Below are 21,349 nucleotides of genomic sequence, written 5' to 3' on the forward strand. Positions count from 1 at the left end.
GGGTGGAACGGGTGGAGCTGCTGGGCACCCCGGTGGACCTGGTGGACCTGCCGGGGGCGCTGGCCTGGATTGAGGAGCGGATTGCCCACCCCCTGCCCCAGACCGCCCAGGTGGTCACCACCAACCCCGAGGCGGTGGTGCGGGCCCAGACCGACGCCGAGCTGCGGCAGGCACTGTGGGCCAGCGAGCTGGTCACCGCAGATGGGGTGGGCATCGTCTGGGCCGTCCAGCGGCTCACGGGCCACCGCCTGGCGGGGCGGGTGCCAGGGGCGGAGATCCTGCCGGCCCTTTTCGCCCGGATGGGGCCCAGGCTCGGGGTTTTCTTCCTGGGGGCCGCGCCGGGGGTGGCCGAGCGGGCGGCCGAGAATGCCCGGCTTCGTTGGGGCATCCGGGTTCTGGGCGCGCAGGACGGCTACTTCCAGGAGGAGGAGCCGGTGCTGGCCGCCGTTCGCGCGGCCCAGCCCGACCTTTTGGTGGTGGGGATGGGGGAGCGGCAGGACACCTTCATCTACCGCCACAAGGCCCGGCTGGGGGCCAGGGTGGCCATCGGGGTGGGGGGCATGCTGGACGTGCTGGCCGGGAAGGTGCGGCGGGCCCCGCTCTGGGCCCAGCGGCTTGGGCTGGAGTGGCTGGTGCGCATCGCCACCGACCCCAGGCGCTGGCGCCGCTTTCCCCGTCTGGTGGAGTTCGTGCGGCTGGTGCAGCTCGAGGCTCAGCGCAGGGGGAAGCCCCCCCCAGGGGGGTCGTAGGGGCCGGCCACGAACTCCCCCATGCCCCGGGCCAGCACGGGCTGGCCCCGCCAGCTCCCTACCCCCACCACCGGGCCCTCCCAGTAGGCCACGCGGGTGGAGGCGGAGAGGAGCTCCTGTTCCTTGCGCAAGGGCTCCAGCCGGAGCGAAAGCCCTTCAGCCTCCACCTGCCAGGCCAGGGCGTAGGTGCGGCCCGAAGGGGAGGTCCAGCTCTCCAGCGGGGTCATCCGCAGCCCGACCACCTCCTCCACCCGTCCTTGGGGGTTGGTGGCCGAGCCCGCGAGCTGGACCACCTGGCCCTGGGTGTTCTTGACCCGGTAGAGCATCAGGTCCACCCCGTTGGAGAGGTGGAGGCCGAACCAGTCCCAGATGGCCCCCAGGCTGCCGCCGCCCCCTAGCTGGTCGCCCCACTGGTGGTCCATCCAGGCTTCGCCCTGCACCCTTCGCCCCAGCAGGGTCCCCTCCAGGGCCAGCCGGGTGTAAGAGACGTAGTACATCCGCCCGGTCTCGGCGGTGCCGGAGTAGCCCGGGGGGTGGACCACTGCGGGCTTCAGCGGGGTGAGCCGTACTTGGATAGGGCCGGCGGCTAGCTGGAACTCCCGGCCCTCCTGCCGAAGCTGCCAGTCGCCCTGCTGGATAAACAGGGGGGGGTAGCGCACCACGCTGTCCCCGAAGGGCCGGTCGAAGCGGAAGTCGAAGCGTTCCTCAAAGGTCTTCTGGTTGGCCCTGAGGTCGGTGATGGCGATATGGGAGGCGTGGTAGGGGCCGGGGAAGAAGAGGGCCGGTCTGAGGGGGCCCACCTGCCAGTCTTGCGGGGCGTAAGCCTTGAAGAAGGCCCAGTGGAAGGCCAGGCCGGCCTCGGGAAGGTAGCTCGAGACGTACCACCACTCCAAGGGTGCGTTGTGGGGCCCCCAGGCCTCCGGGCGGGGGGGGCGGCTGGGGTCCACGCCCTCCAGGGCGGGCAGGCATCCAGCGAGAAGGATGAGGAGAAGAAGCCCAAGGCGCATACGGGTTGAGTGTAGGCCGAGGGGTTCGGGCCTGGCTGTAGCCCCGCGTAGAATCGGGCCTGTGACCGATACCCACTGCCATCTGGACCACATGGAGCCCGAAGAGGCCCAAGCAGCCCTCCAGGCCGCCCGCCACTTCCGGGCCCTTCTGACCATAGGGACCGACCCGGTGCGCAACCGCCAGGCGCTTTCGTGGGCCGAGGCCCATCCCCGGGTCTTCGCCTCGGTGGGCCTGCACCCCACCGAGGCCCACCTGCTCTCGCCGGAGCTCGAGGCCGACCTGGCCCATCTGGCTGCCCACCCCCGGGTGCGGGCCATAGGCGAGAGCGGGCTCGACTTCTACTGGCGGCCCGAGACCCGGGCGGCCCAGTACCGGGCCTTGGAGTTTCAGCACCGCCTGGCCCTGGAGCGGGGGCTGCCCCTGGTCCTCCACGTGCGGAGCCGGGGGGGCGAGGCCGAGGCCGAGCTGGCCCGCTGGCTTTTGCAGCACCGTCCACCCCGCTTCGTGCTCCACGCCTTTGGCGGGCACCCCGAGCTGCTCGAGGCGGGGCTTCGCCTGGGGGGGTACTTCAGTTTCGCCGGCCCCCTTACCTACAGGAAAAACCAGGCCTTGCGCGAGGCAGCCCGTCGGGTGCCCCTCGACCGGCTTTTGGTGGAGACCGATGCCCCCTTCCTGCCCCCCGAGCCCCACCGCGGCCGGCGCAACCAGCCGGCCTGGGTGGTCTATACCCTGGCCCGCCTGGCCGAGCTTTTTGGGCTTGGGCTGGAGGAGATGGAGGCCCTCACCGACCAGAACGCGCGGACCTGCTTCGGGCTTGACCAAAGGCCCTCAGGCCCGTAAGATGCGGGGCGGAATGCTGTGGCTGGCCAATTGCTGAACCTGGGGGTACCTTGGACCCCCGATACCGCGCTGTATCGGGGGTTTTCGCTTGGGGCCCGGCCGCAGCCACACAGGAGCCGGCATGTGTAGAACCCTAGCCCGCGAAGTTTCCCGTCATGTTGGCCAGAACATCGTTCTGCAGGGCTTTTTGCACTGGAAGCGCGATCTGGGCGGGATTCGCTTTGTGCTTTTGCGCGACCGGAGCGGGGTGGTGCAGGTGGTGGTGGACAGGCGCTTCGAACTGCCGCTGGCCGAGTCCTCCATGAAGGTGGTGGGCAAGGTGGTGGCCAACCCCAAGGCCCCGGGTGGCTACGAGGTGCTGGCCGAACACATCGAGTTCTACGCCAAGGCCACCGAGCCCAGCCCCATCGAGATTCCCAAGGAGGCCTGGCGGGCCAACCCTGATACCCTGCTGGAGTACCGCTACGTGAGCCTGCGGGGCGAGAAGGCCCGGGCCCCTCTTAAGCTCCAGGCCGCGCTGGTGCGGGGTTTTCGCGCCTATCTGGACGGGCAGGGCTTCACCGAGATCTTCACCCCCAAGATCGTCTCGGCAGGGGCCGAGGGGGGGAGCAACCTCTTCGGCATCGACTATTTTGAACACCGGGCCTACCTGGCCCAGTCGCCCCAGCTCTACAAGCAGATTATGGTGGGGGTTTTCGAGCGGGTCTACGAGGTGGCCCCGGTGTTCCGCGCTGAGCAGCACGCCACCAGCCGCCACCTGAACGAGTACCTGTCCTTGGACGTGGAGATGGGCTTCATCGAGTCGGAGGCCGAGGTGATGGACCTGGAGGAGGAGCTGCTGCGGGCCATGCTCGAGGAGGCCCGCCACCTGGCCGACCACGAGGCCCGGATTCTGGGGGTGGAGTGGCCCAACACCCGCGAGATGCCCCGGCTGGAACACCACGAGGCCCGCCGCATCCTGCGGGAGGAGCTGGGGATGCCGGTAGGGGCCGACTTCAACGAGGAGGCCGAGCGGGCCCTGGGGGCCTGGGCCAAGGAGCGATGGGGGGTGGACTTCCTCTTTGTGACCAGATACCCCGAGTCGGCCCGGCCCTTCTACGCCTACCCCGAAGGGGACGGCACCACCCGCGGTTTCGACCTGCTCTTCCGGGGGTTGGAGATCACCTCAGGAGGTCAGCGCATCCACCGCTACGAGGTTCTGCTGGAGCAGCTACGCAAAAAAGGGCACGACCCCGCCCAGTTTGCAGGCTATCTGGAGGTTTTCAAGTACGGCATGCCCCCCCACGGCGGCTTCGCCATCGGCGCTGAGCGCCTCACCCAGCGCCTGGCCAACCTGCCCAACGTGCGCTACGCGCGGGCCTTCCCCCGCGACCGCCACCGCCTTACGCCCTAGCGGCGCAGCCTGAGGACCCCCTGGGTAACCTGCTCCTCGATGCCCAGCTCGAGCCGCATCTTTTCCAGCCGCTCGAAGAGGCGCTCGGGGCTTACCCCCAGGTGCTTGGCTAGGGTGTTGAGCTTTTGCTCGCTGTAGAGGGTGCTCAGGGTGAGGGCCAGGGCCTCGCGGTACTTGGGGCCCAGCACCACCTCCAGGGTCTTGAGGCGGAGCTGGATTTCAAACCACTCGAGTTTCTCCGTTTCGTTCGCCATGTTTTCTCCAAAGGGGTAGCCCCATCCTCCAGGCCAGCCCCACAAACACCGCCAATCCTACCAGCCCACCGCCCAGAAGGGGTAGCAGGTTGTGGAGGAACTGGCCCGGGGCGCCTAGCCAGGAGGCCACCCCCTGGGCCGCGAGTCCGGCCGGCAAAGCGGCCAGGCTGGCCTTGAGCACCGTGGCCCCGAGCGCGCGGGCCCGAAGCAGCCCCAGCCGCTCCAGCCGCCAGGCATAGGCCCAAAGCCCAGCCCACCCGGCGGCGGCGGTGGCCAGGTTCAGCACGAAAAGGCCCTCTCCTCGCAAAAGCCAGTAGCCCAGGGTGTTAAGGAGGGCCACCCCCACCGTGATGCGCACCGCCTGCCCTACCTGCCCCGCCGCGTAGAAGCCCCGCAGCAGGAGCTGGTTGAGGCCCCAGGGCAGGAGGGCCAGCCCCAGGGCCTGCACCGTTTCGGTGGTGAAGGCCCGGTTGGCCTCGGAGAAGTTAGGGGTGATGGCATAGATAAGCCCTACCGCCCAGGGCCCCAGGGCCACCATCATGGCCGAGGTGAAGCCCAGGGGAACTGCCAGCCGGGTGAGGAGGCGGTCTAAAAGGGCCCGGGCCTCGGGGCTGCCCCCGAGGGCCGAGAGCCGGGGAAAGGCGGCCATGGCCGGGGAGACCGCCAGAAGGCCCAGGGCGGTGGTAAAGAGGAGCTCGCCGTTTTGGAAGCCGGTCACCGCGGCGGTGGGGTAGGCGGCCAGGATGCTGAGGAGCACCAGGTTCAAAAACTGCCGCACCGAGGTGGTGAAGGCAAAGGGCCCGATGCGGGCCAGGGCAGTGCGGAAGGCGGGGTGCCAGCGGAACTCTAGGCCGTAGCCCCGCAGGCCCGGGAGCTGGACCAGGGCCTGCAGGAGGCCGCCTATGGTGACCGAAAGCCCCAGCGCCACCACGCTGTTGGGGAAGAGCAGCATCAGGCCGATGGCCCCCAGGTTGAAGGCCATGGGGCTGAAGCTGGAGAGGCCGAAGCGCTCGCTCGACTGCAGCACGGAGGAGAAGAGCGCGGCCATGGAGATGGCCAGCAAAAAGGGCAGCACCAGCCTTACCAGCAGCACGAGCTGTTCGAAGACCTCGGGGGCCCGCAGGGGGCTCTCTTGCTGGAGGGCGGCCTCGGCGAGCCAGAGCAGCGCGCCGGCAATCTCCCGGGCGAAGAGGAGGCCCAGGCCCAAGACTACCAGGTTCACCCCCAGCAGGAAGGCTCCAAAGCGCCGGGCAAAGCGCCGGGCTTCCTCAGGGGAAAGCTGGGCCAGCACCGGGATCAGGGCGTTCTGGATGGCCCCTTCGGCCAGCAGCTCGCGCAGCAGGTTGGGAATCCGGTAGGCCACCCAGAAGGCGTCCTTCAGGCTGTCGGACAAGGGGAGGTTGGCGAGGAGGGTCTGGCGCACCTGGCCCAGAAGACGGCTCGCCAGGGTGCCCCCCATGACCAAGAGGGTGTTGCGCAGAAGGCGGGACATGATGGGCTCAGTCCAGCCAGCGCACCCGGCTGCCCTTGGGCGATTTTTCCACCTGCAGCCGGGCCGGCAGCCGTTCGGCCAGGGCCTCCACGTGGGTCACGATGCCCACCAGCCGGCCCTGGGTAGGCAAGGCCTCCAGCATGCCCGCCACCTGTTCCAGGCTCTCGGCGTCCAGGGTACCGAAGCCCTCGTCCAGAAACAGGGCCCCGATCCGGCCCTGCGAGAAGTGCTCGGATAGGGCCAGGGCCAAAGCCAGGCTGGCCATGAAGCTCTCCCCGCCCGAGAGGGTGCGGACCGGGCGGATGGCGTCGGTCCAGCGGTCGTATACCTTGTACTCGTTGTCCTCCAGGTGCAGGGTGTAGCGGTTTTGCGAGAGGGTCTGGACCAGCTCCGAAGCCCGCTGGATGAGGCCCCTCTGGTAGCGCTCCAGCAAGTAGTCCGGAAAGCGGTCGCCCCGCAGGTCCTGGGCGAGCTTTTCCCACAGCTCGCCCTTTCGGGTAAGCTCGGCCTTTTCCTTTTCGCACTGGCGTTTGCGCCTGAGGTCGCCCTCCAGCCGCTCCAGCTCGGCCTGGGCGGCCCCCAGGGCCCGCTGGGTTTCCTCGAGGGCGGTTTTCAGGGCTTGCAGCTCCTCCCTAGCGGCCCTGAGCATTTCAGGGGCGATGGGGGTCTGGCCCTGGAGCTCCTTTTCCAGCGGGCCGAGCTGGGCCTCGAGCCCGGCCCCCTCCTTCTGGTGGGCCTCCAGCCGCCTTTGCAAGGCGGCCTGCTCCTCCTCCGCTAGCCGGGCCTCTTCGACTGCCCGCAGGCCCTCGAAGCCCGCCTCCTGCAGCAGGGCCGTCAGGGTGTTCCGCTGGGCCTTTAGCGCTTCCTCGAGGCTTGCCAGCGCCTCGCCCTTGCTCTGAGCCTGGAGCCGGGCCCCGTCGCGCTCCTGCTCTAGCTGGGCGAGCTTCTGGGCGGCCTCCTCCAGGGCTTTGTGCTCCTGCTCCAGCTCCTTCTGGTAGGCCTCCACGCCCCTGCCCCGGGTGGCCTGGCGCAGCGCTTTGGCCAGGTCGGCGAGCCTGCGCTGGCGCTCTTCCCTCACCGCCTCCATGCTTTGCACGCTGTGGGCCTCGAGCCTGGACCCTATGTTTTCCAGCCGCTCCCGCAGCTTTCTCAGCTCATCCTCCCGCGCTTGCAGGGCTTCTTCCAGCCGGGGCAGGCTGTCCTGCCGGATTTTTTGCACACCCCGCTGCTCCTTGTACTCGCCCCTGAGCTGTTCCAGCCTGCCCTCCAGCTCCCTGACCTCGGCCTCCAGGGGAGGCAGGGGGTCCTGGGGGGGTGGGGGCGGCAGGGTGCGCACGGGCTGCTGGCAGAGCGGGCAGGGCGCCCCCGGCCTGAGGTGGGCGTGGTACTGGGCGAGGCCGGCCTGCAGCCGAAGGGCCTCGAGCCGTCGGCGCGCCTCCTCCAGCCGAGCGCCGCACGCCTTCCCCTCGCTTTCCAGCTCCCCAAGCCGCTCCTTCAGACGAACCAGCGCCTGCCGGGCCTCTTCCAGTTCCCGTGCCGCTTCCCTTGCCTTTTGTTCGCTCTGCTCGAGCTGCTTTTGCAGCTCCTGCCTTTGGCGCAGGAGTTCCTCAGCCGCCTTAAGGGCTTCCAGCCGCGCTGGCTCGAAGGGCAAAGGGTCGGGGTGCTCCAGGTGCAGGCTGGCCCCGTACTGCTCGAGCAGCTGGGTCTGGAGCCTGAGCTCCCCCATGCGGGCCCGCTCCTCCTTCAGGGCCTGGAGCCGGGTGGGGTCGCAGGTTTTCCGTAGCTCCTCCAGGCTGCGCTCGAGCTCGGCCAGCCTTCCCTCCGCCCTTTCCCGCTCCTGCCGCGTTCGCTCCAGCCGCTCCTCCGCCTCCCGGTAGGCCCGCACCTGCGGCCAGAGCTGCTCGGCCCTTTGGGCCCGCTCCAGGCGCTGCCTGACCCCCTCCATCTCGGCCTGGGCCCGCTCCCAGTTTTCCCGCTGCCGCCTCAGGCTTTCCAGACGGGCAAACTTTTCCGCCAGCTCTTCCAGCCGGCGCACCTCGGCTTCTTGCCGGCCCACCTGGCGGCCTAGGCTCTCTTTTCGTCCGCTGAGCTGGCTTATGCTCTCCCTGAGCTCCCCAAGCCGCGCCTCGCTGGCTTCGGCCAGGGCCCGAAGTTCGCCTTCCAGATGGGCCTTCTTCTCGTTCAGCTCCTTGAGGTTTTGCCTTGCCCTTTCCTGCATGTGTTCCAGGACGCCAAGGCCATAGAGCCCGATCAGGGTCTCCCGCCTCTCCTTGGGTGAGCCCCGCAGGAACAGGTCGAACCGACCCTGCGGCAGCAGGATGGCCCGGGTAAAGGCCTCGTAGTCCATGCCCAGGAGCTCCGCCAGCTTTCTGTCGAGCTCGCGGGCCTTGGTGGAGGCGGGGTGGGTCCGCCACCGCCCGGCTTCCTGGTACTCCAGCCGGCTCTGGTTTTCCTCCCCCACCACCCGCACCACCCGCCAGAGGCCTGTCCCCAGGCTGAACTCCAGCTCCACCCGCGCCAGGCTGGCCTGGGGGTGCCTGAGCTCCTCCAGGCCGCGGCTCCCGATGCGGGGAGTGGTTTTGTACAGGGCAAAGGTGATGGCGTCCAGAAGGGTGCTCTTGCCCGCCCCGGTGGGGCCGGTGATGGCGAAGAGCTCCACATCGTCAAAGGGGACTTCCTGGCGCTCGAGGTAAGCGCCAAAGCCTTCAAGGGCAAGTCGGAGAGGGCGCATGGCTAGATTCTGCTGGGTTGGAGGCTTTCCTCGAGCACCTCGCGGAAGGCCCGCAAAAGCTCGGGTGGGGCCTCCTGGCCGTTTTGTTCCTGGTGGTAGGCCGCGTAGATCTCCGTCCAGTCCGGCAGCCCGGGAGCTGGCTCCTGGGAGGGGAGAGAGGGGGCCTCGGGCAGCTCGAACTCCACCTCCAGCAGCCTTTCCTGCTCCCGGAAAAGCCGCTCGCGCAGGCTGGGGCTGCCCCGGCCCCGGATCACCACCTTGCTGTAGCCGGGAAAGCGCCGCACCTCCTCCCAGCGCCGGTCCAGCTCCTCCAGGGGAAAGCGGAAGGTTTTGAGGGGCCTGCCCCAGCGCTCGTTTATCGGGTGGACTATGGGGGGTTTGCCCGCCTCAACCTCCACCATCAGGGCCCCTCGGGGGCTTTCCTCGTGCTCTCCGAAATCGAGCTGGATGAGCGAGCCCGGGTACCAGGCCACCGGGGCCTCGCAGACCTGCTGCTGCTGGTGCAGGTGCCCCAGGGCCACGTAGGTCAGGTGCTGGGGCAGGTGCTGGGGCAGTAGGACGTAGCTGTTGGTGGTGTGGAAGACGAACTCCCCCCCGCCCAGCCTGCCCCCCTCCACGGCCAGGTGGGCCATCAGCAAGAAGAGGCCTCCCCCAGAGCCCTGGGTCAGGTTGGCGATGATTTTGCGCATTCCCTCGCCATAAGCGCCTTTCCAGACCTCGCGCCCCTGGCGGAGGTGCTCGACCCGGACCAGCCGGCGCTCGGAGAGAAAGGGCAGCAGGGCCACCCGGGCCCCCCGGACCTCCACCGTGCCCCCCTCCTCGGCAAAGCGCAGGCGGCCGCGGGCGGTGGCGCCGGTCAGGGCCAGCAGGGGAGCCAGCGCTTCCAGGCGCTCCTGGTTGTCGTGGTTGCCGGCGATGACCAGGGCCGGTACCCCCAGCTCCCTGAGCCGCACGAAGAACTCGAAGGCCGCAGCCTCGGCCTCGGTGCTCACCACGCTGCGGTCGAAGATATCGCCCGCCACCAGCACCAGCTCGACCCTTTCTGAGCTTACCAGCTCGAGCAGGCGGTGGAGGGCTTCCCGCACCTCTTCGGTCCGCTCCCGGCCCTTGAGGACCCGGCCCAGGTGCCAGTCTGCGGTGTGCAGAATTCGCATGGCCTGATTCTACCCCGGCGATGGCTAACCCTTGGGAAGGCGCAGGGGCGGAGAGCAAGGGCCTTTGGGGATGGGGGCAGGCATTCGGGGGTGACCGCCAGCTCCGCACTTGGCTGTCATGCCACCGCAGGGGCTTCGCTGGGCTTTTCGGCGATGGCCGCCTGGGTGCTGGCGATGGCCACCTCGATCATGTCGTCGGTGGGTTCTTGCACGGTGAGCATCTGGAACTTGAAGCCAAGCCAGCGGAAAAAACGCGAGAGGGGGTCTTGGTGGGTGGCCGAGAAGCGCAGCACCTCGTAGGCCACCGCGGCCACCACCGGGATGAGCAGGAGCCTGGGAAAGATCCAGTACCAGGCCACGGTAAGAGGTGGGAAGAAGCTGTAGATGAAAACCCCCACCACCGCGGTAAACGCGATGAAGCTGGTGCCGCAGCGGGGGTGGTAGGCCGGCTGGGCCCGCACGTTTTCGACTGTTAGCGGAAGGCCCTTCTCATAAGCCGCGATGGCCTTGTGCTCGGCCCCGTGGTACTGGAAGAAGCGCCGCATCTCCTTGGTGCGGCCCAGGAAGGCCAGGTAGCCCACCAGAATGGCGCTTTCGAACAGAGCTGCCAGCAGGTAGAAGAGGAAGCGGAAGCGCTCCTCGTCCACCAAAAACCCCGCGAGCCGGGCCGGCAGCCAGACGAAAAGACCGATGGCAAGGAGGAGGGAGAAGGCCAGGGTGCCGTAGAGGGTTGCGCCGGAGAGTTTTTCATCCTCTTCCCCCGCGAGCTCGGCGCTGCGCGAGAGCGATCGGTAGGAGATGCTGAGGGCGTCCCACAGCGCCACCACCCCCCGCAGCAAGGGCAGCCGGGCCCAGGGGTACCTGAGGGTCAGGGCCAGCTCCTCGTGGCGCTCCACGTGGATGCGCCCATCGGGCAGGCGCACGGCCAGGGCCCAGGCCTGGGGGGCCTTCATCATCACCCCTTCCAGCGCGGCGCTGCCGCCTAGTGATGCGGTGTTCAGGCTCGAGCGTCTCATCCCCACCATCCTAGCCCATCCCCGGTTTTGGGCTACCTGGGCGTGGGAATCAGGGCGGGGATTCGGACGAGGCGGGGGTTACGGAACCACAGCTCGCAGCGGTTCAGGCCAGCGAAGGGGGTGGGCACCCGCACCTCGAAGAAGGCCCTTTCGCCGGGCATGAGGTTGCGGTCGGCCAGAGGGGCGGAATGGGTGGCTATGCGCAGCCCCGGTCCTACCACCCGCACGTTGGCCCGCAGGTCGGAGATGGGCCTCGAGCCGGTGTTGAGCACCATTCCCTGCACCAGCACCCCCCTGGGGAAGGCCTTGCAGCTCCAGGCAAGCACCCGCAGGCGGTAGGCCTCGGGCTGGCCCAGGGCTATTCCCGCTGCCAACAACACCCCGAGGGACAAAAGCAAATGCTTCATAGCGTCGGCTGGACTGCCGCCGACTTGAGTTTGACCCGGCCCGATTTGAAGGCTGTGAGAGCAAAAAACCCCACCTGGGGTGGGGTGGGTGGTCGAGGAGACTGGATTTGAACCAGCGACCCCCTGCTCCCGAAGCAGGTGCGCTACCAGGCTGCGCTACTCCTCGCCGCCAGCACACGAGTATAGAGGGAAACGGATTTTTTGTCTATGCCTTTTGAGTCTTCCGTCACAGCTTTTCTCGCTTGTCTGGCCGTAGAGTACGGCACGGAGGTGAGATTATGTATCCGTTTAAGCTACCCGATCTGCCCTATCCCAAGGATGCCCTGGAACCCCACATCGATGCCCAGACCATGGAGATTCACCACGGCAAGCACCACGCCACCTATGTGAACAACCTGAACGCGGCCCTCGAGAAACACCCCGAGCTGCACGGCTGGAGCATCGAGGAGCTGCTCGAGAAAATCGCCCAGGTGCCTGAAGACATCCGCACCGCTGTGCGCAACAACGGCGGCGGCCACCACAACCACACCCTCTTCTGGGACATCCTAACCCCTGGGGGAGCCAAGGAGCCCACCGGCCGGCTGGCCGAGGCCATCAACGCCACCTTCGGTTCCTTCGAGGAGCTCAAGAACCGGATGAACCAGGCTGGCCTGGCCCGCTTTGGTTCTGGCTGGAGCTGGTTGGTGAAGGACAAGGAGGGCAAGCTTTTGGTCTACAGCACCGCCAACCAGGACTCCCCCCTGATGGAAGGGCACATCCCCCTGCTGGGCATCGACGTCTGGGAGCACGCCTATTACCTCAAGTACCAAAACCGTCGCGCGGACTATCTGGCCGCCATCTGGAACGTGATCAACTGGGACAAGGTGGCCAGCCGCTTCTAACGGCCTGCCTGCGCCCCGGGGCGCATCCGGGCGGCGGCCCTTTGCCAGTCCTGGCTTCGGGCCAGGCTGGTGCCTATCAGCACCCCATCGAACAGCTCGACGATTTCCTCGAGCTCCTCTGGCTTGCTGTAGCCCGACTCGGCCACTAAAAGCCCCTGGAACCCCCTGGCGCGGGCCAGCCGCCCCAGCCTGGGGGCGTTTTTCCGGTCGACGCGCAGGTCGACCAGGTTGCGGTTGTTGACCCCAATGATGGAAGCCCCTGCGGCCAAAGCCAGCTCGAGCTCGGCCTCGTCGTGCACCTCTACCAGCGCGTCCAGCCCCTCGGCCCGGGCCTGCCTCAGGTAGGCCTCGGTCAGGGGCCCCAGCAGGGCTACGATGAGCAGCACCGCCGAGGCCCCCAGGGCGCGGCTTTGGGTGATTTGCAAGGGGTGCACAGTGAAGTCCTTGCGGAGTACGGGCAGCGCCACCGCCTCGCGCACCGCCTTCAGGTCCTGGTCGGAACCGGCGAAGTAGTGGGGCTCGGTGAGCACGCTGATGGCCTGGGCCCCCCCGGCCTGGTAGGCCCGGGCCACGGCGGCCGGGTCCAGCTCCAGCGCAATCTCCCCTTGGGAGGGGCTTTTGCGTTTGACCTCGGCAATGAGGGAAAGGCCCGGCTGGCGCAGGGCCTCCGCAAAGGAGGGAGGGGCCTCCTTGGGGGGGGTAAAGGAAGCCCCCTCCAGCGCTCGCACCTCGGCCAGGCGCCGCCGGGCAATCTCCCCCAACACCCCGGGCACCTTGGAAAGCTCCGGAATCATGCTGCCATGCTACTCTATTTCCTCCCAGCAGGGCCGGATTTGCTAGCATACCTGCTATGAAAGGCGTGGTGCTGGCCTTGGGAGGGGGTGGGGTGCGGGGAGCAGCCCACCTGGCCCTGCTCGACGTGCTGCGGGAGGCCCGGATACCCATAGCCGGCCTGGCGGGCAGCTCGGCGGGAGCCCTGGCCGCCGCGATGTATGCCTTTGGCCACAGCCTGCGCCCGGCCGAGCTGGCCGAGTGGCTCAAGGATCCCGAGATCGAGCGCCTGCACAAGAATGGGGCCCTTTACCAGGTAAGCCGGCTGGTGGACTTCGTGCGGCGCCCCTACCTGGCCGAGGGGCACAGGATCCGCCAGGGCTTCCGCAGCCTGTTTGGCGACCGGCGCATTGAGGAGAGCCCCGTTCCCCTGGTCATCCAGGCCTGCGATGTGCACACCGGCGAGCTGGTGATGCTGCGGGCCGGACCGGTGGCCGAGGCCCTGATGGCCAGCAGCGCGGTGCCCAGCGTCTTCCCCCCGGTTCGCTGGCACGGCCGCTTGCTGGTGGACGGCGATGTGGCTGAAAAGGTGCCGGTCACCGCGGCCCGGGCCCTGGCCGCGGGGCCGGTGGTGGCGGTGGATGTCTCCAACAAGCCGGTGCCCACCGAGCCTAAGACCGCCCTCGAGGCTGCGTTCATGGCAGGGGAGGCTTCGCGCCGCCGTCTGCTGGGCCTGGCCCTGGCCCAGGCCGACCTGGTCATTGCCCTGGCCGCCGACCCGCCCATCGAGACCTTCGACGCGGCCCAGGCCGAGCGGGCCTACGAGCTGGGCCGGGTCCGAGCCGAGGCCGCTTTGCCCCGCATTCGGCAGCTACTGGCCGAGCCCCCGCCCCCGCGCCCCCCCTGGTGGCAGCGCCTGCCAAAGCTGCCAAAGCCCGGCCCCATACCCCAGAAGACCTAGCCCCAGAAAGCCGAGGGCCAGGGCCGGCTGCCCCAGCCGGTCCAGCAGGAGGGCGCCCAGGCCCCCTGCCCCAAGCCACAGGGCATCCAAAAGGGCCTGATGGACCAGGCGGTGGGGCGACCTCGAGCGAAGCCGCACCTGCAGCACCAGGCCCATGCAGAGAAGCCAGAATACCCCCACCCCCCAGGCCGCCCAGGCCGGTGCCCCCCGCAGGTCGGGCAGGGTCCAGTGGGCCAGCAGCAGGTGGAAGCCCTGGAGAAGAAGCGCCAGCAGGCTGAGCTGCAGCAGACCCCGCTGCCTCAAGCGAGGGGGGGCGCTTTTGTCCAGCAAAGCCCAGAGGTGAAGCCTCATGCCCGGCGGCGAAGCCCCTGCCAGACCAGCCCCAGGGCCAGAAGCCCCAGCCCCTGCAGCTCCATCTGGGGGTTGTTGGGGATGAGCAGGAAGGCCGAGGCCAGGTAGAGCAGGCGTTGGAGAGGGTTGGCCGGGCCCCACAGGTAGCCCAGGGTGGCCCCCGAAAAGGCTACCAGCCCCAGCAAAGCGCTCAGAACGATGCGGGCGCCCTCGAGTACCCCGTCTACCCCGATGAGCAAGAGCCCCGGGTTGAAGAAGACCATGTAGGCCAGAAGGGCGGTGCGCAGCTCGTAGACGAAGCCCTGCACCCCTGTTTGAAAGGGGTTGCCCCGGGCGATGGCCGAGGCAGCGTAGGCCGCTAGGGCCACGGGGGGCGTGGAGTCGGCCATGATGCCGAAGTAGAAGGCGAACATGTGGGCCACAATCTTCAGAACTGGCACCTCGATGCCCGAGAAGGTGAGGCTGCCATAGTCCAGGCCGTTTCGTTGGGCAATCTGGACGATCACCGGCACCACCAGGCTGGCCATGACCACATAGTTGGCGGTGGTGGGCAGGCCCATACCCAGCACCAGGCAGATAATCTGGGCCAGGAAGAGGGTGACGAGGAGGTTGCCCCCGGAGATGGTCTGCAGCAGGTCGGCCAGGCCGAAGCCGATGTTGGTGATGAGCACCACCGCGATGATGATGCCGGCCATGGCGGTGGCGATGGCGATGCCCACCATGTTGCGCGCCCCGTTGGCGAAGCCCTCGACCAATATCCGCCCGAAGGAGGCCAGGCCCGAGCCTGCCCCCCGCCCTTCCCGCCAGGCGCGGTAGAGTTCTTGCAGCAAAACAATCCCCACCATCAGGAAGATGCTGTTGAGGGCGGCCCGTTCGGGCGAGAGCCCGGCGATGAGGAGGGCGTAGAGCAGGTAGGCCAGCGGCAGCCCATAGTGGACCCCCGCCCTGAAGGTGGGCCAGAAGCGGGGCAGCTCCGCGCGGGGCAGGCCCCGGAGGCCCAGCTTGGCTGCCTCCAGGTCCGCCAGCACGAACAGGGTGACGTAGGCCAGGAGCGCGGGCACCACCGCCATCAGCACCAAAGCCGAGTAGGGCACGCCCAGAAAGTCGGCCATGATGAAGGCCGCGGCCCCCATCACCGGGGGCATGAGCTGGCCGTTGGAGCTGGCCGCCACCTCCACCGCCCCGGCTTTCTCTGGGGTGTAGCCGGCCCGGCGCATGGCCGGGATGGTGAAGGTGCCGCTGGTGACCACGTTGGAAATGGAGGAACCCGAGACCACCCCGGTCAGCGCCGAGGAGACAATAGAGGCCTTGGCCGGCCCTCCCCGCACCCCACCCAGCAGACTGAAGGCCAGGTCGGTGAACCACTTACCCGCCCCGGCCCGCTCCAGGATGGCCCCAAAGAGCACGAAGACGAAGACCGTGCGGGCGGCTACCCCAATGGGCGTGCCCCAGATGCTGTCCGAGGCGTTCATGAAAAGCTGGCTGACCAAGGAGCGCCACTGCACCCCGGCGTGGAGCTGCCCCAGCACCCCCGGGAGCTGGCCCTGCAGCAGCCCCTGCGGTCCGGTGAGGGCGAAGAGCATGAAGAGCACGGTGATGATGGGCATGGCCGGGCCCAGGGCCCGCCAGCCGGCCAGCAGGAGCATCAGGATGGTCACGCTGCCCACCACCAGGTCGGTCTGGTTGGCCAGCCCACCGCGCACCTCAATCATCTCCTTGTACTGCCACATCACGTAGGCGGCGGAGAGGGTGGCGGTGAGGCCCAGGATCCAGTCGAACAGAGGGATTCGGTCGCGGGGGCTTTTTCTGTTGAAGGGGTAGACCAGAAAGACCAAAGCGAAAGCGAAGGCCAGGTGGGTGGCCCGGAAGAAAAGGGCGTCCAGCGAGCCCACCCAGGTGGCCCAGACCTGGAAGACGCTCCACCCTACCGCCAGGGCCAGAATCACCCAGCGCGAGGCGTCGGTGGGCTTGCGGCTGCCCAACTCAGTCTCTTCCTGCAGGCTCCGGGCCTCTTTGGCTCCCTCCATAGTCCTCCTCCAAGTTTTGCGTCCATCAGAAGCAAACCGGTATATTCTTGCACAAAACCTTTTCGAGCGCAAAGAAAAAGGGCCGGCTTTAGCCGGCCCCGACGACTAGGAGTCCTAGCGGATGATGCGCTTTTCCCGGTAGTAGCGCTCTGCCCCAGGGTGCAGGGGGATGGGCAGGTTGCGGGCCGCGGTGTTCACGTTGAAGAAGCGCTGCAGGTTGGGGTGGATAGAGCGGAACTCAGGGTTGTCGAAGGTAGCCTTCATCATGTTGTAGACCACGTCCGGGCTCACGCTTTCGGCTGCAATCCACATGGCGAAGACCGCCACTGAGGGGGTGGTCACATCCACGCCGCGGTAGAGGCCCCCCTCGATGTTGAAGGCCCGGTAGAAGGGGTACTTTTTGGCCAGCTCCTGCACCCGGTTGTACTCCACCTCCACGAGCTGGATGCGCAGGGTCTGGGCGGCCTGGCTGATGACCGCCGCCCCCAGACCGCCGGTGAAGAAGAAGGCGTCGGCCCGGCCGTCCTGCATCAGGGCCAGGGCGTTGTTGGGGTTGACCCGGATGGCCTCGCGCAGGTCGCTTAGACTCAGGCCGTAGGCCTCCAGGATTTGCCGGGCGTTTTGCTCGGTGCCCGAGCCCACATCGCCGATGACTACCCGCTTGCCCCTGAGGTCGGCGATGGTGTTGATGCCGGCGCCAGCGCGGGCCACCACGTGCACCACCTCGGGGTAGAGCACCCCCACCGCCCGGATGGAGCGCACCGGCCGGCCGTCGAAGGCCGGAATACCGGTGCCGTTGTAGGCATAGTAGGCGATGTCGTTCTGGGCCAGGGCCATCTGCAGCTCGCCGGAGGCGATGGCGTTGATGTTGAAGACCGAGCCGCCGGTAGAGCGGGCGTTGGCCCGCACACCGATATTGGCCTCGTTGACCAGCCTGGCCATGCCGGTGGCCACCGGGAAGTAGACCCCAGTGGTCCCCCCGGAGCCGAAGGTGATGAAGGTCTGCGCCAGGGCCGAGCCAGCTAGGGCCAGCGCAGAGAGAAAGAGAAGGGGCTTCTTCATGGACGACCTCCTGTGCTATCGGGCTGATTATTCCGCAAGCCGCAAAGCGGCGTCAACCCTATCTTAGGGGAGCAGGAGGGGTAAGTTTAGGGGGTGGTGCGGCTGCGTATTGAAAAGCTGGTGCCGGGGGGGCTGGGGCTCGCCCGCACGCCAGAGGGGGTGGCGTTGGTGCGCGGGGGGCTGCCGGGCGAGGTGGTCGAGGCGGTCCTGCGCCCGCGCAAGCACCACCTGGAAGGCCGGGTGCTCCGCGTTTTGGAGCCCCATCCTGAGCGGTACCCCGGTCCTCTTCCCCCCTCGGCCGACCTCCCCCTTCACTACCCCGCCCAGCTGTCCCTAAAGCAGGCTTTGGTGGAGGAGGCCATGGAGCGGGTGGCCCGGTTGGAGCCAAGGCTGGCCCCCCTCGAGCCCAGCCCCTCCTACACGCCAGAGCCGGGCCTTTTCTACCGCACCGCGGCCCAGTACGCCCTTCACCCCCAAGGAGGGCTGGCCTACCGCCACCCCCGCAGCCACCGCCTAGAGCGGCTGGAGGAGGACCCGCTCGTTGCCCCGCCGTTGCAGGAGGCCTTCCAGCTCCTGCGGCGCTGGACCTTTGAGGGACCGGTGGAGGTGGCCTTGCGCGGCTCAATCTACGCCCAGCAGGTGCAGGTGGGCCTGATTGGGGGAGAAGCCCGCGCCCTGCGGCGGGTGGCGCTGGCCTTGGTGGAGGCGGGGCTTGCTGGGGTGGTCTGGGCCGAGGCTAGCCCCAAGGGGCGCTTTCGCGGCCAGGTCAGGCACCTGGCGGGCCAGGAGGGCCTTTTGGAGGAGTTTGGGGGGGTGCTCTCCACCATCAACGTGCAAAGCTTCGCCCAGGTCAACCCCAAGGCCGCGGCGCGGCTCTACCAGGAGGCAGCCCGTCTGGCCGGCCGGGGCGAGCGAGCGGTGGAGCTGTACGCCGGGAGCGGGGTGCTGAGCCTGCACCTGGCCCCTAGCTTTGCCCGGGTGGTGGCGGTGGAGATAAGCCCTGAGGCCATCCGGCGGGGCGAGGCCGACAAGGCGCGGCTTGGGGTGGAGAATCTGGTCTTCCGCCGGGCGGATGCCCGGGTGCTTTCCGAGTACCTTCCCGCCGAGCTGGTGGTGCTGGACCCACCCCGGGCAGGCCTCTCGCGGGAGGTTTTGGAGGGGCTCCTCAGGGGGCGGCCCGAGCGCGTGCTGTACATAGCCTGTGACCCCGTCACCTGGGCCCGCGATGTGGGGCGGCTGGTGGAGGGGGGGTACCGGCTGGCCTTTGCCCGGCCCTACGACTTCTATCCCTTTACCCACCACGTGGAGGTGCTGAGCCTGCTGGTCTGGGGCTCTTGACCCGAAGCGCGCTGCTCTTCAGAATCGGCCTCGTGCTGGCCAAACGCATTATTCCCTGCCTGGATGTCCACCAGGGCCGGGTGGTCAAGGGGGTCAACTTCGTCAACCTGCGCGATGCGGGCGACCCGGTGGCCTCGGCCCAGGCCTACGATGCGGCGGGGGCCGACGAGCTGGTCTTCCTGGATATCAGCGCCACCCACGAGGGGCGGGGGACGATGCTCGAGGTGGCCGCCCGGGTAGCCGAGCAGGTCTTCATTCCCTTCACCGTAGGGGGGGGCATCCGCAGCCTGGAAGACGCCCGGGCCCTGCTTCTGGCTGGGGCCGACAAGGTCTCGGTGAACTCGGCGGCGGTGAAGCGCCCCGAGCTTATCCGGGAGCTGGCCGACCACTTCGGCAGCCAGGCGGTGGTGCTGGCCATCGATGCCCGCCGCAGGGGCGCGGGCTGGGAGGTCTACGTGGCCGGGGGGCGGGTGCCCACCGGCCTCGACGTGCTCAGGTGGGCCGAGGAGGGGGCCCGGCTTGGGGCAGGGGAGATTCTCCTTACCAGCATGGATAAGGACGGCACCCAGGATGGCTTCGACCTGGAGCTCTGCCAGGCTGTCTCGGCGGTGGTGGGGGTGCCGGTGATCGCCTCGGGGGGGGCTGGCCGGATGGAGCACTTCGCCGAGGTCTTGCAGGAAGGGGTGGCCGACGCCGCCTTGGCGGCCAGCGTCTTTCACTTTGGCGCCATCGCCATCCCGGCCCTCAAGGCCTACTTAGCCGAGCAGGGGGTTCCCGTGCGCCGTGTATCCTGAGGGGCATGGACCTGGAGGAAGTTCGCTTTGACGAGAGGGGCCTGGTGCCGGTGGTGGTGCAGGACGCCCGCACCGGCCAGGTCCTGACCCTAGCCTACGCCAACCGCGAGGCCCTGGAGGCCACCCTCAGAACCCGCCGGAGCACCTTCTACAGCCGCAGCCGCGGGGCCCTTTGGGTCAAGGGGGAGACCTCGGGCCACACCCAGGAGGTGCTCGAGGTGCGCCTTGACTGCGACCAGGATGCGGTTCTGTACCGGGTGGTGCCGGCGGGTCCAGCCTGCCACACCGGGCGGGAGAGCTGCTTCCACCATTCCCTAGGCCCGGCCCAGCCCCACCCCCCCCTGGGCGAGGTGCTGGAGAGGGTCTACCAGACCATCCTGGCCCGGTTTGCCGCCCTGCCCGAGGACTCGTACGTGGCCCGGCTGCACAAGGCGGGGCTGGACCGCGCCTTGAAGAAGATTGGGGAGGAGGCAGGGGAGGTGATCATCGCGGCCAAGAACCCCGACCGGGAGGCCCTCGCCGCCGAGGCCGCTGACCTGGTCTTCCACCTGCTGCTGGTCCTGGCCGAACGGGGTGTGGCCCCTGCCGATCTGGCCCGGGTGCTCTGGCAGCGCCACCAGGGCTAGGCTTTGGAAGCCCTTCCTGCCCCTACGCTTGCCCCCGGCCTGGTAAGCTCGAGGCATGGAAGTCAGCGTGGACATGGATATCGAACGGCTCTTGGTGCTCGAGGTGGCTCGGGTCACCGAGCAGGCCGCCCTGGCGGCGAGCCGTCTGGCCGGGATGGGCGACAAGGAGGCGGTGGATGCGGCGGGTACCGAGGCCATGCGCCGGGTCCTCTCGGAGCTGCCCATCCGGGGCCGGGTGGTGATCGGGGAGGGCGAGATGGACGAGGCCCCCATGCTCTACATCGGGGAGGTGCTGGGGCGGGGCGGACCTGAGGTGGACATCGCGGTGGACCCGGTGGAGGGCACCAACATCACCGCCAAGGGCCTGCCCAACGCCATCACCGTGATTGCCATCAGCGAGAAGGGGGGGCTGGTGGGGGCCCCCGATATGTACATGCAGAAGCTGGTGGTGGGCCCCCCGGCGGCGGGCAAGGTGAGCCTGGACTACCCGGTGGAGGCCAACCTGCGCATCATCGCCGATGCGCTGCAGCGCAAGGTGGAGGACCTGGTGGTGGTCATCTTGGACCGCCCCCGGCACGAGCGGCTCATCCAGGAGGTGCGGCGGGCCGGGGCCCGGGTCAAGCTGATTGCCGACGGGGATGTGGTGGCTGCGCTGGCGGTGGCGGTGCGCGGCACCGGGGTGCACGCCATGATGGGCAGCGGTGGGGCCCCCGAAGGGGTTTTGGCCGCGGCTGCGCTTAAGTGCATGGGTGGGGAGATCCAGGGGCGCTTCCTACCGGAAAACGAGGAGCAGCTCGCCCGCCTCCACGCCATGGGGGTGGACGAGAAGAAGATCTACCGCACCCACGAGCTGGCCCCAGGCCGGCAGATTGTCTTTTCAGCCACCGGCATCACCCACGGGGAGCTGCTGGAGGGGGTGCGCTACTTCGGCGGCGGGGCCCGCACCCACTCCATCGTGATGGGCTACCAGACCCGGGTGGTGCGCTTCATCGACACCATCCACCTCTTTGAGAGCGGGGCCCGGGTGAATATCCGGGTCTAGAAGCCGAAGTTAACGCCCACCGCCCCCCCGAAGCCGAAGCTGCCCGGGGTGAAGAAGTACATGGGGTGGAATTCCACGAAAACCCCCACCAGCGGTAATCTCAGGTTCAGGTAGGTGCCCACCACCCCTCGAGCCCCCAGCCCCCCGCCAGCGGCCCCTTGGCTCAGCAGAGAGACGGCGGGGCCGCTGGCGTAGAACAGCCCCGCCCCGGCATAGAGGTCGGTCAGGGGTACCGAGACCAGCAGGTCCACCCCGCCCCCCAGCGAGGCAGCCCCTCCTGTGAAGAAGTTGGCCCCGGCGTACACCCGCCCGTCCAGGAGAGGGGCCAGGGCAAAGCGGGCCCCTGCGCCCAGGCCGAAGGGGCTGCCCGCGCTCACCTGGAGGCTTTGGGCAAAAGCAGGGGCCAGGAGCACCAGCAGGACCATCCATCTGCGCATCTTCAACCTCCGCCA

The 21,349-nt window shown here is 68.4% G+C and carries 21 protein-coding genes and 1 tRNA gene; 9 read left to right on the forward strand and 13 right to left on the reverse strand.

The window, feature by feature from the left end; all coding sequences use genetic code 11:
* Nucleotides 1-2: 2 nt before the first annotated feature.
* Nucleotides 3-749: a WecB/TagA/CpsF family glycosyltransferase gene (locus DV704_RS05295; RefSeq protein ID WP_114798665.1), complete on the forward strand. Its 747-nt coding sequence runs from the start codon at nt 3-5 to the stop codon at nt 747-749.
* On the opposite strand, the gene DV704_RS05300 is transcribed toward DV704_RS05295, so the two are convergent.
* The gene (locus DV704_RS05300; RefSeq protein WP_114798528.1) at nt 713-1,756 is read right to left on the reverse strand and encodes a lipocalin-like domain-containing protein; all 1,044 of its coding nucleotides are present in this window, start codon (nt 1,754-1,756) and stop codon (nt 713-715) included. The genes DV704_RS05295 and DV704_RS05300 overlap by 37 nt on opposite strands.
* Before the next feature lie 61 nt (nt 1,757-1,817).
* Between DV704_RS05300 and DV704_RS05305 the strand changes: the two genes are divergently transcribed.
* Both DV704_RS05305 and aspS read left to right on the forward strand, forming a co-directional pair.
* The gene (locus DV704_RS05305; protein ID WP_114798529.1) at nt 1,818-2,597 is read left to right on the forward strand and encodes a TatD family hydrolase; all 780 of its coding nucleotides are present in this window, start codon (nt 1,818-1,820) and stop codon (nt 2,595-2,597) included.
* Between the two features lie 121 nt (nt 2,598-2,718).
* A complete protein-coding gene (gene aspS / locus DV704_RS05310; RefSeq protein WP_114798530.1) occupies nt 2,719-3,990 on the forward strand; it encodes an aspartate--tRNA(Asn) ligase in 1,272 nt (423 codons plus the stop codon).
* Here aspS and DV704_RS05315 read toward each other — a convergent pair.
* The 7 genes from DV704_RS05315 to DV704_RS05345 form a co-directional block, all read right to left on the reverse strand.
* The gene (locus tag DV704_RS05315) at nt 3,987-4,244 is read right to left on the reverse strand and encodes a hypothetical protein (protein ID WP_114798531.1); all 258 of its coding nucleotides are present in this window, start codon (nt 4,242-4,244) and stop codon (nt 3,987-3,989) included. The two genes, aspS and DV704_RS05315, sit on opposite strands and share 4 nt — an antisense overlap.
* Nucleotides 4,210-5,736, reverse strand: coding sequence for a murein biosynthesis integral membrane protein MurJ (murJ, locus tag DV704_RS05320; protein ID WP_114798532.1), 1,527 nt, complete (start codon nt 5,734-5,736; stop codon nt 4,210-4,212). The genes DV704_RS05315 and murJ overlap by 35 nt, the downstream gene beginning before the upstream one ends.
* A 7-nt stretch (nt 5,737-5,743) precedes the next feature.
* Nucleotides 5,744-8,467, reverse strand: coding sequence for an AAA family ATPase (locus DV704_RS05325; RefSeq protein ID WP_114798533.1), 2,724 nt, complete (start codon nt 8,465-8,467; stop codon nt 5,744-5,746).
* A gap of 2 nt (nt 8,468-8,469) precedes the next feature.
* The gene (locus tag DV704_RS05330; RefSeq protein WP_114798534.1) at nt 8,470-9,621 is read right to left on the reverse strand and encodes an exonuclease SbcCD subunit D; all 1,152 of its coding nucleotides are present in this window, start codon (nt 9,619-9,621) and stop codon (nt 8,470-8,472) included.
* Between the two features lie 116 nt (nt 9,622-9,737).
* Complete coding sequence (locus DV704_RS05335; RefSeq protein WP_369910977.1) at nt 9,738-10,646, reverse strand: DUF1385 domain-containing protein; 909 nt, start codon at nt 10,644-10,646, stop codon at nt 9,738-9,740.
* 23 nt (nt 10,647-10,669) lie between these two features.
* The gene (locus tag DV704_RS05340) at nt 10,670-11,044 is read right to left on the reverse strand and encodes a hypothetical protein (RefSeq protein ID WP_114798536.1); all 375 of its coding nucleotides are present in this window, start codon (nt 11,042-11,044) and stop codon (nt 10,670-10,672) included.
* Between the two features lie 89 nt (nt 11,045-11,133).
* Nucleotides 11,134-11,210, reverse strand: a tRNA-Pro gene (locus tag DV704_RS05345).
* Nucleotides 11,211-11,319: 109 nt separating this feature from the next.
* Here DV704_RS05345 and DV704_RS05350 point away from each other — a divergent pair.
* On the forward strand, nt 11,320-11,925 hold the full coding sequence (locus DV704_RS05350) for a superoxide dismutase (protein WP_114798666.1): 606 nt from the start codon (nt 11,320-11,322) through the stop codon (nt 11,923-11,925).
* On the opposite strand, the gene trpC is transcribed toward DV704_RS05350, so the two are convergent.
* The gene (gene trpC / locus DV704_RS05355) at nt 11,922-12,719 is read right to left on the reverse strand and encodes an indole-3-glycerol phosphate synthase TrpC (RefSeq protein WP_114798537.1); all 798 of its coding nucleotides are present in this window, start codon (nt 12,717-12,719) and stop codon (nt 11,922-11,924) included. The genes DV704_RS05350 and trpC overlap by 4 nt on opposite strands.
* A 56-nt stretch (nt 12,720-12,775) precedes the next feature.
* Between trpC and DV704_RS05360 the strand changes: the two genes are divergently transcribed.
* Complete coding sequence (locus DV704_RS05360) at nt 12,776-13,657, forward strand: patatin-like phospholipase family protein (RefSeq protein WP_114798538.1); 882 nt, start codon at nt 12,776-12,778, stop codon at nt 13,655-13,657.
* Here DV704_RS05360 and DV704_RS05365 read toward each other — a convergent pair.
* The 3 genes from DV704_RS05365 to DV704_RS05375 all read right to left on the reverse strand — a co-directional run bounded on the left by DV704_RS05365 (nt 13,568) and on the right by DV704_RS05375 (nt 17,097).
* Nucleotides 13,568-14,008, reverse strand: coding sequence for a hypothetical protein (locus DV704_RS05365; RefSeq protein WP_114798539.1), 441 nt, complete (start codon nt 14,006-14,008; stop codon nt 13,568-13,570). The two genes, DV704_RS05360 and DV704_RS05365, sit on opposite strands and share 90 nt — an antisense overlap.
* Nucleotides 14,005-16,035: a TRAP transporter permease gene (locus DV704_RS05370; RefSeq protein WP_114798540.1), complete on the reverse strand. Its 2,031-nt coding sequence runs from the start codon at nt 16,033-16,035 to the stop codon at nt 14,005-14,007. The genes DV704_RS05365 and DV704_RS05370 overlap by 4 nt, the downstream gene beginning before the upstream one ends.
* 114 nt (nt 16,036-16,149) lie before the next feature.
* Nucleotides 16,150-17,097 (reverse strand): TAXI family TRAP transporter solute-binding subunit, encoded by a 948-nt coding sequence (locus DV704_RS05375; RefSeq protein ID WP_114798541.1) that lies wholly within the window; start codon nt 17,095-17,097, stop codon nt 16,150-16,152.
* Nucleotides 17,098-17,190: 93 nt separating this feature from the next.
* Between DV704_RS05375 and DV704_RS05380 the strand changes: the two genes are divergently transcribed.
* From DV704_RS05380 to glpX, 4 genes are all read left to right on the forward strand, one after another.
* Nucleotides 17,191-18,435 (forward strand): class I SAM-dependent RNA methyltransferase, encoded by a 1,245-nt coding sequence (locus DV704_RS05380; protein ID WP_114798542.1) that lies wholly within the window; start codon nt 17,191-17,193, stop codon nt 18,433-18,435.
* 32 nt (nt 18,436-18,467) lie between these two features.
* Nucleotides 18,468-19,229 (forward strand): imidazole glycerol phosphate synthase subunit HisF, encoded by a 762-nt coding sequence (hisF, locus tag DV704_RS05385; RefSeq protein WP_114798543.1) that lies wholly within the window; start codon nt 18,468-18,470, stop codon nt 19,227-19,229.
* A 5-nt stretch (nt 19,230-19,234) separates the two neighbouring features.
* Nucleotides 19,235-19,855 (forward strand): bifunctional phosphoribosyl-AMP cyclohydrolase/phosphoribosyl-ATP diphosphatase HisIE, encoded by a 621-nt coding sequence (gene hisIE / locus DV704_RS05390; RefSeq protein ID WP_114798544.1) that lies wholly within the window; start codon nt 19,235-19,237, stop codon nt 19,853-19,855.
* A gap of 73 nt (nt 19,856-19,928) precedes the next feature.
* Nucleotides 19,929-20,897 carry a class II fructose-bisphosphatase gene (gene glpX, locus DV704_RS05395; RefSeq protein WP_114798667.1) on the forward strand — a complete coding sequence of 323 codons (969 nt, stop codon included), beginning with the start codon at nt 19,929-19,931 and terminating at the stop codon, nt 20,895-20,897.
* Here glpX and DV704_RS05400 read toward each other — a convergent pair.
* Complete coding sequence (locus DV704_RS05400) at nt 20,894-21,334, reverse strand: hypothetical protein (protein WP_114798545.1); 441 nt, start codon at nt 21,332-21,334, stop codon at nt 20,894-20,896. The two genes, glpX and DV704_RS05400, sit on opposite strands and share 4 nt — an antisense overlap.
* Nucleotides 21,335-21,349: the final 15 nt, after the last annotated feature.

Source organism: Meiothermus sp. QL-1, assembly GCF_003351145.1.
Lineage (GTDB): Bacteria > Deinococcota > Deinococci > Deinococcales > Thermaceae > Meiothermus.

What these genes read in the sequence shown, in the direction of transcription:
- DV704_RS05340 (WP_114798536.1), bottom strand. Translation starts at nt 11,044, where the DNA reads ATGAAGCATTTGCTTTTGTCCCTCGGGGTGTTGTTGGCAGCGGGAATA.
- DV704_RS05325 (WP_114798533.1), bottom strand. Translation starts at nt 8,467, where the DNA reads ATGCGCCCTCTCCGACTTGCCCTTGAAGGCTTTGGCGCTTACCTCGAG.
- DV704_RS05360 (WP_114798538.1), top strand. Translation starts at nt 12,776, where the DNA reads ATGAAAGGCGTGGTGCTGGCCTTGGGAGGGGGTGGGGTGCGGGGAGCA.
- trpC (WP_114798537.1), bottom strand. Translation starts at nt 12,719, where the DNA reads ATGATTCCGGAGCTTTCCAAGGTGCCCGGGGTGTTGGGGGAGATTGCC.
- glpX (WP_114798667.1), top strand. Translation starts at nt 19,929, where the DNA reads ATGGATATCGAACGGCTCTTGGTGCTCGAGGTGGCTCGGGTCACCGAG.
- DV704_RS05315 (WP_114798531.1), bottom strand. Translation starts at nt 4,244, where the DNA reads ATGGCGAACGAAACGGAGAAACTCGAGTGGTTTGAAATCCAGCTCCGC.
- DV704_RS05335 (WP_369910977.1), bottom strand. Translation starts at nt 10,646, where the DNA reads ATGGTGGGGATGAGACGCTCGAGCCTGAACACCGCATCACTAGGCGGC.
- hisIE (WP_114798544.1), top strand. Translation starts at nt 19,235, where the DNA reads ATGGACCTGGAGGAAGTTCGCTTTGACGAGAGGGGCCTGGTGCCGGTG.
- DV704_RS05400 (WP_114798545.1), bottom strand. Translation starts at nt 21,334, where the DNA reads ATGCGCAGATGGATGGTCCTGCTGGTGCTCCTGGCCCCTGCTTTTGCC.
- DV704_RS05300 (WP_114798528.1), bottom strand. Translation starts at nt 1,756, where the DNA reads ATGCGCCTTGGGCTTCTTCTCCTCATCCTTCTCGCTGGATGCCTGCCC.
- aspS (WP_114798530.1), top strand. Translation starts at nt 2,719, where the DNA reads ATGTGTAGAACCCTAGCCCGCGAAGTTTCCCGTCATGTTGGCCAGAAC.
- DV704_RS05365 (WP_114798539.1), bottom strand. Translation starts at nt 14,008, where the DNA reads ATGAGGCTTCACCTCTGGGCTTTGCTGGACAAAAGCGCCCCCCCTCGC.
- DV704_RS05370 (WP_114798540.1), bottom strand. Translation starts at nt 16,035, where the DNA reads ATGGAGGGAGCCAAAGAGGCCCGGAGCCTGCAGGAAGAGACTGAGTTG.
- DV704_RS05330 (WP_114798534.1), bottom strand. Translation starts at nt 9,621, where the DNA reads ATGCGAATTCTGCACACCGCAGACTGGCACCTGGGCCGGGTCCTCAAG.
- DV704_RS05375 (WP_114798541.1), bottom strand. Translation starts at nt 17,097, where the DNA reads ATGAAGAAGCCCCTTCTCTTTCTCTCTGCGCTGGCCCTAGCTGGCTCG.
- murJ (WP_114798532.1), bottom strand. Translation starts at nt 5,736, where the DNA reads ATGTCCCGCCTTCTGCGCAACACCCTCTTGGTCATGGGGGGCACCCTG.